This window comes from Brevundimonas fluminis (assembly GCF_003934285.1).
In the GTDB taxonomy this organism is placed as follows: domain Bacteria; phylum Pseudomonadota; class Alphaproteobacteria; order Caulobacterales; family Caulobacteraceae; genus Brevundimonas; species Brevundimonas fluminis.
Window position 1 is genome coordinate 363,162 of record NZ_RQWJ01000004.1, and the last position, 11,620, is coordinate 374,781.

Annotated in this window: 13 protein-coding genes; 4 read left to right on the forward strand and 9 right to left on the reverse strand. The window is 69.9% G+C overall.

Going from position 1 to position 11,620, the window contains the following annotated elements; translation table 11 throughout:
* Positions 1-19: 19 nt before the first annotated feature.
* Positions 20-1,465, reverse strand: a complete 1,446-nt coding sequence (locus EFJ44_RS10745) for a GumC family protein (protein ID WP_125257207.1) — start codon at positions 1,463-1,465, stop codon at positions 20-22.
* Positions 1,466-1,671: 206 nt separating this feature from the next.
* Between EFJ44_RS10745 and EFJ44_RS10750 the strand changes: the two genes are divergently transcribed.
* Positions 1,672-2,319 carry a polysaccharide biosynthesis/export family protein gene (locus tag EFJ44_RS10750; protein WP_241209761.1) on the forward strand — a complete coding sequence of 216 codons (648 nt, stop codon included), beginning with the start codon at positions 1,672-1,674 and terminating at the stop codon, positions 2,317-2,319.
* A gap of 12 nt (positions 2,320-2,331) precedes the next feature.
* On the opposite strand, the gene EFJ44_RS10755 is transcribed toward EFJ44_RS10750, so the two are convergent.
* Both EFJ44_RS10755 and EFJ44_RS10760 read right to left on the reverse strand, forming a co-directional pair.
* Positions 2,332-2,634, reverse strand: a complete 303-nt coding sequence (locus EFJ44_RS10755) for a sel1 repeat family protein (protein ID WP_125257209.1) — start codon at positions 2,632-2,634, stop codon at positions 2,332-2,334.
* 163 nt (positions 2,635-2,797) lie between these two features.
* On the reverse strand, positions 2,798-3,526 hold the full coding sequence (locus EFJ44_RS10760; RefSeq protein WP_125257210.1) for a glutathione S-transferase N-terminal domain-containing protein: 729 nt from the start codon (positions 3,524-3,526) through the stop codon (positions 2,798-2,800).
* A gap of 164 nt (positions 3,527-3,690) precedes the next feature.
* Here EFJ44_RS10760 and EFJ44_RS10765 point away from each other — a divergent pair, with 164 nt between their 5' ends.
* Both EFJ44_RS10765 and EFJ44_RS14020 read left to right on the forward strand, forming a co-directional pair.
* Positions 3,691-4,302: an RcnB family protein gene (locus tag EFJ44_RS10765; protein ID WP_125257211.1), complete on the forward strand. Its 612-nt coding sequence runs from the start codon at positions 3,691-3,693 to the stop codon at positions 4,300-4,302.
* A gap of 144 nt (positions 4,303-4,446) precedes the next feature.
* Positions 4,447-5,319 carry an RcnB family protein gene (locus EFJ44_RS14020; RefSeq protein WP_241209762.1) on the forward strand — a complete coding sequence of 291 codons (873 nt, stop codon included), beginning with the start codon at positions 4,447-4,449 and terminating at the stop codon, positions 5,317-5,319.
* A 66-nt stretch (positions 5,320-5,385) separates the two neighbouring features.
* Here EFJ44_RS14020 and hemA read toward each other — a convergent pair whose 3' ends face one another.
* The 3 genes from hemA to EFJ44_RS10790 form a co-directional block, all read right to left on the reverse strand.
* Complete coding sequence (gene hemA / locus EFJ44_RS10780) at positions 5,386-6,612, reverse strand: 5-aminolevulinate synthase (protein WP_241209763.1); 1,227 nt, start codon at positions 6,610-6,612, stop codon at positions 5,386-5,388.
* Positions 6,613-6,789: 177 nt separating this feature from the next.
* A complete protein-coding gene (mmsB, locus tag EFJ44_RS10785) occupies positions 6,790-7,695 on the reverse strand; it encodes a 3-hydroxyisobutyrate dehydrogenase (RefSeq protein ID WP_125257213.1) in 906 nt (301 codons plus the stop codon).
* Positions 7,696-7,764: 69 nt separating this feature from the next.
* Entirely contained in the window at positions 7,765-8,532 is a 768-nt protein-coding gene (locus EFJ44_RS10790) for a class I SAM-dependent methyltransferase (RefSeq protein ID WP_125257214.1), read from the reverse strand.
* Between the two features lie 70 nt (positions 8,533-8,602).
* On the opposite strand from EFJ44_RS10790, the gene EFJ44_RS10795 reads away from it, so the two are divergent.
* Positions 8,603-8,911, forward strand: coding sequence for an EthD family reductase (locus EFJ44_RS10795; protein ID WP_125257215.1), 309 nt, complete (start codon positions 8,603-8,605; stop codon positions 8,909-8,911).
* Positions 8,912-8,913: 2 nt separating this feature from the next.
* Here EFJ44_RS10795 and EFJ44_RS10800 read toward each other — a convergent pair whose 3' ends face one another.
* Genes EFJ44_RS10800 through EFJ44_RS10810 form a run of 3 tightly spaced genes read right to left on the reverse strand, consistent with a single transcriptional unit; the run spans position 8,914 to position 11,544 of the window.
* A complete protein-coding gene (locus EFJ44_RS10800) occupies positions 8,914-9,693 on the reverse strand; it encodes a class I SAM-dependent methyltransferase (RefSeq protein ID WP_241209764.1) in 780 nt (259 codons plus the stop codon).
* A 57-nt stretch (positions 9,694-9,750) separates the two neighbouring features.
* Positions 9,751-10,803, reverse strand: a complete 1,053-nt coding sequence (locus EFJ44_RS10805; protein WP_206426902.1) for an enoyl-CoA hydratase/isomerase family protein — start codon at positions 10,801-10,803, stop codon at positions 9,751-9,753.
* Between the two features lie 39 nt (positions 10,804-10,842).
* Positions 10,843-11,544 carry a TonB-dependent receptor gene (locus EFJ44_RS10810; protein ID WP_125257217.1) on the reverse strand — a complete coding sequence of 234 codons (702 nt, stop codon included), beginning with the start codon at positions 11,542-11,544 and terminating at the stop codon, positions 10,843-10,845.
* Positions 11,545-11,620 lie beyond the last annotated feature (76 nt).

Below are 11,620 nucleotides of genomic sequence, written 5' to 3' on the forward strand. Positions count from 1 at the left end.
GCTAACACGCCCTGCCCGTTCACCGCGCGACCTTGACCGGCGCCGCGGCCAGAACCGGCAGATCCAGGGTGCGTCCGACCGACGCCGGGGTCGTGAAGCCGCGCCGGGAGAAGATGCGGATCAGACCGACCGACAGCGCCGTGAATGCCGCGAACAGGATCACGGCCGCCAGCAGCGGCAGCTTCAGGCTCCTGCCCCGCAGCGGCGGCGCGGCCCGCTCCATGACGCGCACGTCGTCGGCGCCGGCCTTGACCAGTCCCTGATCGGCCAGCGCCTGCGCCTCGCGCTGCTGGAACTCCCTCACCGTCGCGCTCTGGACGTCGCGGGCGCCCGCGAGCGTGGCGTTCTCGGACTCCACCGCCGTCAGCCGCGCCTGCCGCGCGCGCAGCTCGCCCAGCTGGGCGTCCAGCACGCCGAGCCGCGCCATCAGCGAATCCCGCTGCGCCAGCGTCGTGGCCCGCGTCGTCTCCAGCTCGACCCAGATGGGGTTGGGGCCGGTCCGCACTTCCTTGACGCCCACGCCCTGACCGCTGGCCACGTACTGCTCCAGCCCGGCGATGCGGGCCTCGATGTCCTGGATGGGCTGGCTGTCGGGCAGATAGCGGGCCAGCAGCTGCTCCCGCTCCGTCCGCAGCTGCAGGATCTGGTCCCGGGCCGCGACGTTCAGGTCCTGCTGCAGGGCGATCTCGGGCGGCGTCGACGCCAGCTGGGTCTCCAGGGTCGCCAGCTGGCGGGTCAGCTGGTTGACCTGGGCCTGGGTCGACAGCCTGTCGGCGGACACCGTCTGCCAGTTGGCGGCCAGCGCCGCCTTCGTGGCCGCGAAGTCTCCGATGTTCTCGGTGCGGAGGAACTGCTCATAGGCCGCGTCCGCCTCGGCCAGGGCGTCCTCGAACACCAGCCGCTGCGCGCTCAGCGCCGGGGCGCTGGCGTCGGCGAAGACCTCCCGGCGATGGATGAGATACTGGTCGATCACGGCGTTCAGCACCGTGGCGGCCCGCTCCGGATCGTCCGCTTCGTAGGTGATCCCGATGATCGGGCTGCCGGTCACCGCCCCGGCGGACAGCCCGCCCTCCAGCGCCTTGATCGCGGCGATCCGCATCTCGGCGGGCGTGCCCGTCGCCTTGTCGCCCAGGATGGCCGGCGCGCCCAGGGCGTCGACCACCCGCTCCTTCACCGCCCGGCTGTTCAGCAGCGCCGCCTCGGACTGGGTGACGGTGTCGACGTCGGGCGTCTGGCCTCTCTCCGTCGCCCCAACGCGCGGCTGATAGACGTACTCCTGCCCCACGCCGGCGTAGACGCTTCCGCGCGCCGTGTACGTCTTGCCCAGGGTCAGGACGACCGCGGTTCCGACCGCCACCACGGCCAGGAAGATCACCAGCATGATCCAGAATTCGCGGAACAGCAGGCCGATCACGTCCAGAAGGCCGTAGCGCGGTCGGGCGATGACTGTGGCCGTCGTGCGCATGGGCCTGGACGCGAATCCGTGAGACTGAACCGGAGCCTCAGCCTTCGCCCCTCGGCGTTAACCATCGGTTACCCATGACGCCGCCACCCTGCCCTCACCGTGATCCGTCGCGTCGGGATTCGCCCATGACCTTCAGCCGCCGGCATTTGATGCTTGGCCTCGTCGCCCTTCCCTTGGCGGCATGCGGAGGCGTGGCCGTTCCCCGGATGTCCACGCCCCTGTCGGGCCCGGAAACGAGCCGCGGCTTTCCTGACATCCCCTTCGCCGACTGGACCGACGCCGAGCCGGAGTACGTCCTCTATCCCAACGACGAGATCGAAGTGGCGACCCCGACCGCCCCGGAACTGACCCGCACGCTGAAGGTCGGACCGGACGGCCGCATTTCCCTGCCCCTCCTGGGTCAGGTCATGGCGGCGGACCGCACCCTGGCCGAGCTGGAGCAGGACGTCTCCTACGGTTACGCCTCCCAGCTGGTGCGCCCGGTGGTGGAGATCACGCTGAAACAGGCCGGGCCGATCCGGGTCTGGGTCGACGGGGAAGTCCGCACGCCCGGCGTCTACGAGATGACCGGCGACATCGACGCCTACCAGGCGGTGATCCAGGCCGGCGGCTTCCTGCCGACGGCGCGGACGCAGGAAGTTGCGCTGATCCGGCGCGGGCCGGGCGGACGCCGCATGCTGCGCGTCCTCGACCTCAGGCCCCGGCGGGGCATGGCGGTGGCGGTGCGGCGCGGCGACGTCATCTTCGTGCCGCGCTCCACGCTGGGCGAGCTGGCCAACTTCTTCACCCAGATCCGAAACGCCCTGCCCATCGGCTTCAACTACACGATCAACGGGCAGTATCAGCAGTTCTGACGGCGACCGGGTTCAGGCCGCCAGCCGGCTCGTGCCGGCGTCGATCCAGCGACGCGCCGCGCGCTGGGCCTCGCCGATCTCCTCGCGATCCATTTCCTGCGACAGCTCGCGACGGTACTCACGGGCTTCTTCCGAGCCTTTCATTGCCGCCAGGTTCAGGATCATGTGGGCCGAGACCCGGTCCATCGGGCACCCGCCCGTGCCGGTCGAATATCGCAGCCCCAGCTGGAACAGGGCGTCGCCGTCCATGTCCGGGGTGGGCAAGGGCAGAGCGCCCGCTTCCGCAACGTCCTGCGCCGCTTCTTGCGCGTTCATCACCAGTCCTCCAGGCCGTTCTGGCCCCGCTTGATGACGCGATCAAATACCCGCGGTTTGAAGTTAAAGTTAATGGCGAAAAGCCGGCCGGAAGTTTTTCGACAAGGAAGAATGAATACTCCGCGCCGCGTTCAACCTCGCGAAACCATTGGATAATCTCTGATTAGGATTTTCGCGCCCGCTGCCCGAACAGGACGGCCCGCTGGGCGTCCGCCTCCCGCCCCGCCCTTGCGAGATCCCTGCCCAGATCCTTGCCCAGCCAGCGGCCGGTCCGCACCGCCGGGCGGTCGCCGACGACCTCGAACCAGCGCTTCACGTTCGGGAACTCCCGGAGATTCTGCCCCTGTCGCTCCCACGGGACGATCCATGGCCAGATGGCCATGTCGGCGATGGAATAGTCGCCGGCGACGAACTCACGGTCCGCCAGACGGCGATCCAGCACCCCGTAGAGCCGATGGGTCTCATCCGTGTAGCGACGCACGCCATAGGCCAGATGGCGCTGGTCTTCGGTCAGCGCGGGCGCGTACTGCCGGAAATGGTGCGTCTGCCCCGCCATCGGCCCCAGACCGCCGACCTGCCAGAACAGCCACTGATCGACTTCCGCCCTGCCCCGCGCGTCGCGCGGATAGAAGCGCCCGGACTTGGCGCCGAGGTATTGCAGGATCGCCCCGCTCTCGAAGATCGACAGCGGCAGGCCGTCCGGTCCGTCGGGATCCACGATCGCGGGCATGCGGCCGTTGGGGCTGATCGCCTGGAACGCGGGTTCGAACTGCTCGCCCACGCCGATGTTGACCGGCTTCAGCTCGTACGGGATCCCCATCTCCTCCAGGGCAATGGAGATCTTCCAGCCGTTGGGGGTGGGCCAGTACCAGAGCTGGATCGGTCGGGACATCTGCGGGCTCCTTGCGGGACGCTGCGGAAGTGGGCGGCGGAGCACGCCTCCGCAATGGCCCAACCTGACCGTCCCATTCAGGGACGGTTCATGCGGCGGGGCCGACCGTCCGTCATCACCCTGTTCCGGGCGGAGTTCTCGCCCGATTCCAACGAGGCCCGTTCATGAACCGTCTGACCAAGGCCGCCGTCGTCGCCGTCGCTCTGTCGACGACCGCGGTGCCGCTGGCCGCAGAAGCCCAGAGCCGCCGCGACCGCGATGAGCGTCGGGACGACCGCCGCGACTATCGCCAGGACCGCCGCGACGATCGCCGCGACTTCCGCGAGGAACGCCGGGACGACCGGCGCGACTGGCGCCGCGGCGAATACGACAACCGCCGGGAGTACCGGCAGGACCGCCGCGACGATCGCCGCGATTTCCGCGCCGAACGCCGGGACGATCGTCGCGACTTCCGCAACGACCGCCGCTGGGACCGCAACAATCGCGACTGGTGGCGCGGCCGGTCGGAATTCCGCGACTACCGCGGAGCCCGCAACGGCTACTGGTACGCGCCGGGCTACGGCTACTACCGGGTCGAGCCGCGCTACTACGGCTATCGCTGGAGCCGTGGCGCCTATCTGCCGTCCAGCTATCACCGCTACTACGTCAACGATCCGTACTTCTACGGTCTGCGTCCGGCGCCGCGTGGCCACCGCTGGGTGCACGCCGACAACGACATCCTGTTGGTCGCCCTGGCCACGGGCCTGATCGCGGACGTGCTGTTCGACGTCTTCTGACGCGACGGGCCGCCCGCCTGGGGCAGGGCCCCGCGACCGGCGTCGCGGGGCCCTTCTCACGCGGACGGTTCAGTCGCCGTTCAGCTTGCGGGGCACAGCCTCGAACCCAAGCCGCCCGCAGAAGGGCGTGCAGGAACCACGAGAATGAAGAGAACCCTTCTGGTCTTCTCCGCCCTCACGGCCTTCGCCGTGCCGGCGGCGGCCCCGGCGATCGCCCTGGCCCAGGACCCCGACCGCCGCCGCGATCGCGGCGAGGTGCAGTCCGAGCGCCGCGAACAGCGTCGCGAGGCGCGTGAAGAGCGCGGCGGCGGGAACGCCGGCGGCGGCGGCGGCGAACGCCGTCGTCCCGACGTCACGCCGCCCCCGCCCCCTCCCCCGACCCAGGACCGTCGCCAGGAGCGTCGCGAGGAGCGGCGTGACGACCGTCAGGACCGGCGCGAGGATCGTCGCGACGACCGGCAGGACCGTCGCGAGGACCGGCGCGAGCGTCGCGCCGACCGCCCGCCGCCCACCCCGGAGCAGCGCGACCGCCGCCAGGATCGGCGGGAAGATCGCCAGGATCGTCGCGAGGAACGCCGGGACGACCGTCAGGACCGTCGTCAGGATCGCCGCGAGGACCGGTTCGAACGGCGGGACGACCGTCGCGACTATCGCGAGTTCCGCCGCAACTGGAACCGCGACAACTGGCAGCGCGACTGGAACCGTCGTCATGGCCGCAGCGACTGGTGGCGCAACGACCGTCACTTCCGCGGCTGGTCGGGCGTGCGCGTCGGCTTCTATTTCTCGCCGGGCTACGGCTACTACAGCGTGCCGCGGTCGTATTGGGGCCGCACCTATCGCGAGGGCGACTACCTGCCCTCGATCTTCTGGCGGTACGAGATCACCGATCCGGCCTACTGGGGCCTGCCCTGGCCGCAACCGGGCACGATGTGGGTCTGGGTGGACAACAACATCTACCTGGTCGACCGCTTCGACGGCTACGTGATCGAGGCGATCCACAGCGCCTGGCGCTGGTAGTCGCCGCAGCGACGGAGAAGGCCCCGGAGCGATCCGGGGCCTTTTTCGTGCCGCACCGGCGGAACATCAGGCGACGGCGGGCAGCCGGGCGACGTTGCAGTGGGTCCACAGCCGGTCCATGGCCGCGACCAGGGCGTCCATCATGCCGTCGTCGTGGTCCGGCGACGGCGTGAAGCGCAGGCGCTCCGTCCCCTTCGGCACGGTCGGATAGTTGATCGGCTGGACGTAGATGCCGTGCTCTTCCAGCAGCATGTCCGAGATCATCTTGGTGTGCACGGGGTCGCCCACGAACACCGGCACGATATGGCTTTCGGACGGCATGACGGGAATCCCCGCCGCCTCGAACCGCGCCTTCAGCGCGGCCGCCCGCTCCTGATGCCTTTCGCGCAGTTCCGGATGCGCCTTGAGGTGACGCACCGAGGCCAGGGCGCCCGCCGTCAGCGCCGGCGGCAGAGACGTCGTGAAGATGAAGCCCGAGGCCCAGCTGCGGATCGCGTCGACGATCACCGCGTCGGCGGCGATGTAGCCGCCCATCACGCCGATGGCCTTGCCCAGGGTGCACTCGATGACGTCGATCTGGTCCAGCACCCCGTCGCGCTCGGCGATGCCGGCGCCGCGCGCGCCGTACAGGCCGACGGCGTGCACCTCGTCGAGGTAGGTCATGGCGCCGTACTTCTTGGCCAGCGCGATCGTGCCCTTCAGGTCGGCGACGTCGCCGTCCATCGAATAGACGCTCTCGAAGGCGATCAGCTTGGGCGCCCCGGCCGGGGCGGCGGCCAGCAGCGTCTCCAGGTGCGCCAGGTCATTGTGCAGGAAGACGTGCCGCTCGCAGCCGCCGTGGCGGATTCCGGCGATCATCGACGCGTGGTTCAGGCTGTCCGAGAAGATGATCAGCCCGGGCAGGATGCGCTGCAGCGTCGCCAGCGTCGCCTCGTTGGCCACATAGCCGGAGGTGAACAGCAGCGCGGCCTCCTTGCCGTGCCAGTCGGCCAGCTCGGCCTCCAGATCCACGGCCGAGCGCGTGGTGCCCGAGATGTTGCGCGTGCCGCCGGCCCCCGCTCCCGCGGCGTCGACCTCGGCCTTCATGGCCTCCAGCACGACCGGATGCTGCCCCATGCCCAGATAGTCGTTCGAACACCAGACGACGACGTCCTGCTCGGTCCCGTCGGCGCGACGGCGCACCGCCCGGGGGAACCGGCCGCGCACGCGCTTCAGGTCGGCGAAGACGCGATAGCGCCCCTCCCCCTTCACCTGCTCGATCGCGGTCTCGAATGCGGCCTTGTAGTCGTACAATCCGGGTGCCTGCCTGGACTCTGCCTTCGCGGCGGGTTTTGCGCCCGGACCCCGGCAAAGTCCATGCGGGACGCCGGTTAAATCGTCGCAAGGTCTTAATTGATAACGGTTCTCAAGGACTGCGCGGCTCATCCGCCGACGTCTCGACGCCGGGTCCGCCCGCGTCTTTGAGATCGATCAATCGGTGGGGAGATCGTCCAGCTTTCCGCGCAGCAGCTGAAGGATGGCCGAGAAGTCGCGGCCGCCGAATCCCAGTCGGTCGAACATCTGGTACAGCGCCTCCGTCTGGGCTCCCAGCGGCGTCGTGGCCCCGGCCGCCGCGGCGGCCTGCTGCGCCAGCTTCAGGTCCTTCAGCATCATCGCCGTGGCGAAGCCGCCGTCGTAGTTGCGGTTCGACGGGGCGGTCGGCACCGGACCGGGCCACGGATAGTAGGTGGTGACCGACCAGCTCTGCCCCGACGCCTTGGAGACGATGTCGAACATCTTCACCGGATCCAGCCCCAGCTTCTCGGCCAGGGCGATGGCCTCGCAGGTCCCCAGCATGGTGATGCCCAGGATCATGTTGTTGCAGATCTTGGCCGCCTGCCCGGCGCCGTGGTCGCCGGCGCGGAAGGTGGCGCGGCTCATCGGCTCCAGCGCGGCCTCGATGCGCGCGAACTCCGGCTCGTCGCAGCCGACCATGAAGGCCAGCGTGCCCGCGTCCGCCGCCATCGTCCCGCCAGACACCGGCGCGTCGGCGAAGACGTAGCCCGCCTCGGCCGCCAGCCCCGCCACCTTGCGGCAGGTCTCCACGTCGATGGTGGAGCAGTCCAGCAGCAGGGCGCCGGTCGGCGCCGCGCCGATGATCTGCTCGGAATAGACCTTCAGCACGTGCGGCCCCGCAGGCAGCATGGTGATGACCACGTCCGCGTCCTTCACCGCCTCGGCCACGGAAGACGCCGCCTGACAGCCCGCCGCGACGGCCCGCTCCACGGCCTCCTTCGACAGGTCGAACGCCATCACGACGTGACCGGCCTTCGCCTGATTGGCGGCCATGCCCCCGCCCATGTTGCCCAGGCCGATGAAGGCGACGGTCTGCGTCATGGCGAACTCTCCCTGTCTGACTCGGCGGGAGGGTTAGCGGGTTCGACGCCCGGTCGCCAGCGCGACCGTTCAGCCCGGCTTGCGGAACCGCAGCATGAACTGGCTGGTCTTCCCGCGGATCGACCCATCGAAGACGTTGGCCGTCAACGGATCGTCGGCGCGCTCCAGAAGATCGCTCTCGGCCTCCAGAACGAAACCGGCGGCCTGAACCTCGCGCTTCACCTGCTCCACGTCGATGCGGTGCAGGGCGTTGGCGGCCGAGAGCCCCGAACCGGCCGTCGAATGGTGATCGACGATGACGTAGTGGCCGCCCGGCTTCAGCGCCGCGAACACGGCCGCGTTGACGCGCCGGGCCGTGTCGTCCGCGAACGGGTCCAGATGCAGGTCGTGATAGTTCTGGGCCGTGAAGACCAGGTCCGCGCCCGACGGCCAGACCGGCGCCGCGATCGGCGAGGTGACGCCGTCGACGTTGGCCAGGGCGTCCGCCGCCGTCACCGCTTCGCCATAGCTGGCCTGGAACTGGACGAACTCCTGCGGCTGCCATGCCGTGACGTGACCCTCCGGCCCCACCGCCGCTGCGAAGGCCCGGGTGAAGAAGCCGCCGCCGATGATCATGTCGATCACGTGATCGCCGGGCTCGACCCTCGCGAAGGCCAGGGTCCCGGCGGTCATCCGCGCGGCGTCGCGGCCTCGATCCTCCTCCGTGCGCGGCGGGCCGGCCAAGGCGGCCGAATAGGTCTCCGGCGACGGGCCGCCCATCAGGCCTGAGCATGCCGTCAGCGTCAACGCGACGGCGACCAGCCCGGCTCTTGCGTCCATCAGGGTCTTCATGACCATTCTCCGATCCTCGTTACGTCAGATCACACGGTCCGCGCCCGACGTTCAAGGGCATGGCATGGAGGCCGTCATGGCAAAGCTGATCGCCACCTACGGAACGCCCACGGATCCGGAGGTCTTCGCCGCGCACTACGAGGCGGTCCACGCCCCGCTCGCCCGCCGCATTCCGGGCCTCCAGGCCTTCGAGGTGAGCGAGGGGCCGATCATGACCCCGGCGGGCCCGTCCGACGCCCACTTCATCGCCATCCTGACCTTCGCGGACATGGCCGCGCTTCAGGCGGCCATGGCCAGCCCGGAGGGTCAGGCCGCCGCCGCCGACGTCGCCAACTTCGCGACCGGCGGCGCGACGCTCACCCTGTTCGCCACGCGGCCCGGCTGAGCTCAGCCCGGTTTGCGGAAGCGATAGACGAACTGGTCCGTGCGATAGCGGATGCGCTCGTCGAAGACGTTGATGGTCCGGTCGTCTTCCGCATTGCGGATGGCGTCGCTCTCGCCGTCGAAGACGAAGCCCGCGGCCTCGACCTCGCGCTTCAGGAACTCGCCCTCGATCCGGTGCAGCGACTGGACCTCGGTGTTTCCGGTGCCGTCACGACCCGCATGGTCGATGACGACGTAGTATCCGCCCGGCTTCAGCGCGTCGTACACGGCCTTGTTCATCCGGTTCACGTCCACGCCGAAGGCCGGGATGTGGAAGTCATGGTACTCCTGCACCATGAAGACCGCGTCCAGCGGCTCCGGGAAGGTCATGGCGTCCAGCGCCCCCTCCATCGCCACCACGTTCGGATAGGCGGCGGCCAGACCCTGCGCCAGCGGCGTCTCGCGCGTCGCCGTCCGCGTCGGGACGAAGGCGTAGACCCGACCGTTCGGCCCGACGACATTGGCGAACAGGCGGGTGAAGTACCCCTCCTCCGGCCGGATGTCGGCGACCCGGTCGCCGGGCTTCATCCCGACCAGATCCATCATGGCGACGGGCTCCCGCGCCGCGTCCCGCGCCACCTCGTCCGCGGGGCGGCGCGGATCGGCCAGGGCAGCGGCATAGGTCGCGTCCGAGTCGAAGTGCGAGACGTGCACTCCGGACCCGCCGTCGTGACCGGTCACGTTGATCACCATGCAGCCCGCAAGGGCCATGGCTCCGCCGAGGGCGAGGATGAGGGTGCGCATCGAGGTCTCCTGAACGGCCCGCGCCATCTGCGCGCGGAACGCAGTTCGGAGCAAGCCTCAGCCCAGCGGGGTCCACTCCTGATCGGCCGGCAGCGGCGCGAACAGCGCCTCCACTTCCGCGTCCGACACGTCCGCCAGCGTCTCCGGCTTCCACCTCGGCTGACCGTCCTTGTCGACGATCACCGACCGCACGCCCTCCTGGAAGTCATGCGTACGCACCACGCGGCCCCCCAGCCGGTACTCCATGGCCATGTTCGCCGCGAAGTCGGCCATGCCGCGGCCGAGCCGCAGCTGGCGCAGGGTCACCTTCAGCGACTGGGGCGACTTGGTCTTCAGCGTCGCCAGCTGTGCGAGGGCCCACTCCGTCCCCTCGGCCTCCAGCGCGGCGAAGATCGCCTCCACCGTGTTGTGGGCGAACAGGCGGTCGATGGCCTCGACGTGCGGGCCCACCGTCGGCTCGCCGGGATCGTCCTCCAGCCCGTCGGCCACGTCGGCCGGATGCGCCGGATCCGTCTTCAGGATGGCATGGAAGGCCTCGATCGCGTCGGACGGCAGGTAATGGCTGTGGATGCCCAGGAACACCGTGTCCGCCGCCTTCAGCCGCGCCCCCGTCAGAGCCAGCCATGTCCCCGTCTCGCCCGGGAGGCGCGACAGGAACCAGCCGCCGCCGACGTCGGGGAACAGGCCGATCCCCGTCTCCGGCATGGCATAGGTCGTCCGTTCCGTGGCGATGCGCACCTCGGCCGGCTCGCTGATTCCCACGCCTCCGCCCATGACGATGCCGTCCACGATGGCCGTGATCGGCTTCGGGTACTCGAACATCAGGTGGTTCAGCCGGTACTCGGTCAGGAAGAAGGCCCGGGCCTCCGCCGCGTCCCCCGCCCCGCTCTCGGCGATCATGCGGATGTCGCCGCCGGCGCAGAAGCCGCGCTCGCCCGCATGGTCGATCAGCACCGACTTGACCGCAGGATCCTCACGCCACGCCAGCAGCGCCGCCGTCATCGCCTCGCACATGGCCTTGTTCAGCGCATGCAGCGCCTTGGGCCGGTTCAGGGTGAGGCGTCCGACCCCGGACTGGACGCGGGTCAGGACTTCAGGCTCGTCGATCATGCGCGCCGGAATAGGCGGCGTCGCCGGAACGGTAAAGGCTCAGCCGGCCGGGGTGACGCTCAGCTGGTAGGGAATGTAGAGCATCAGCTCCAGCGGCCCCGCCTGACGCCAGGTCACCTGCCGCGACAGGCCCGTCACTTCGACGCCATAGGCCGGGCCGAACGCCGCCGCCGTGGTCCCCGCGTCCGCCGCGATCGCGGCCAGCACGACCGGGCGATACTGGTCGGGCCGGATCACGGTCGGCTCCCAGTCGTCCATCAGACGCAGCTCCGTGCGGCCGACCCGCTGGGTCGCCTCGACGAAGGCGCGGATGCGGGCCGAGGCGGCCTCCAGCGTGTCGCCCTCCGCGATCGGCGTCTTGATGACCAGGGTCACGGCGCTGGTGTCCGGCCGACCGTCGTCGCTGTGGAAGCGCAGGGTCGGGATCATGCGCGCGTCGAAGTCGGCGACGTTGCCGCCCGAATCCAGCCCCAGCTCGATCGAGGCGTCCAGTCCCGCCGCCCGCGCCATGGCGGCCAGCGTCTGGGTGATCTCGCTGCGCCGCTGCGCCGCCTCGCGGGTGTCGCAGGCCACGCGGACCGACACCACCAGATTGTCGGCTCGGCGGGACACCTGGACGTTCGGAAACTCGGCCTGGCTGGAATAGCCGCGGCTGGAATTGGCGCTGAAGCGGAATTCCTGGGCCTGGACCGCACCGGCGAGCAGGCAGGCGACGGCGGCGAGCGGGATCATGAGACGCATGGCGGTGGCTCCGTTCTGTCAAAGCCATCCCGCCACGTTCCGGCGTCGCCGTATGCCGACGAAAGCTGACGCCTCT

Coding starts and splice junctions, on each gene's coding strand:
- EFJ44_RS10795 (WP_125257215.1), top strand. CDS start 8,603: ATGGCAAAGCTGATCGCCACCTACGGAACGCCCACGGATCCGGAGGTC.
- EFJ44_RS10810 (WP_125257217.1), bottom strand. CDS start 11,544: ATGCGTCTCATGATCCCGCTCGCCGCCGTCGCCTGCCTGCTCGCCGGT.
- EFJ44_RS10760 (WP_125257210.1), bottom strand. CDS start 3,526: ATGTCCCGACCGATCCAGCTCTGGTACTGGCCCACCCCCAACGGCTGG.
- EFJ44_RS14020 (WP_241209762.1), top strand. CDS start 4,447: ATGAAGAGAACCCTTCTGGTCTTCTCCGCCCTCACGGCCTTCGCCGTG.
- EFJ44_RS10790 (WP_125257214.1), bottom strand. CDS start 8,532: ATGGTCATGAAGACCCTGATGGACGCAAGAGCCGGGCTGGTCGCCGTC.
- EFJ44_RS10800 (WP_241209764.1), bottom strand. CDS start 9,693: ATGCGCACCCTCATCCTCGCCCTCGGCGGAGCCATGGCCCTTGCGGGC.
- EFJ44_RS10745 (WP_125257207.1), bottom strand. CDS start 1,465: ATGCGCACGACGGCCACAGTCATCGCCCGACCGCGCTACGGCCTTCTG.
- mmsB (WP_125257213.1), bottom strand. CDS start 7,695: ATGACGCAGACCGTCGCCTTCATCGGCCTGGGCAACATGGGCGGGGGC.
- EFJ44_RS10805 (WP_206426902.1), bottom strand. CDS start 10,803: ATGATCGACGAGCCTGAAGTCCTGACCCGCGTCCAGTCCGGGGTCGGA.
- EFJ44_RS10765 (WP_125257211.1), top strand. CDS start 3,691: ATGAACCGTCTGACCAAGGCCGCCGTCGTCGCCGTCGCTCTGTCGACG.
- EFJ44_RS10755 (WP_125257209.1), bottom strand. CDS start 2,634: ATGAACGCGCAAGAAGCGGCGCAGGACGTTGCGGAAGCGGGCGCTCTG.
- EFJ44_RS10750 (WP_241209761.1), top strand. CDS start 1,672: ATGTCCACGCCCCTGTCGGGCCCGGAAACGAGCCGCGGCTTTCCTGAC.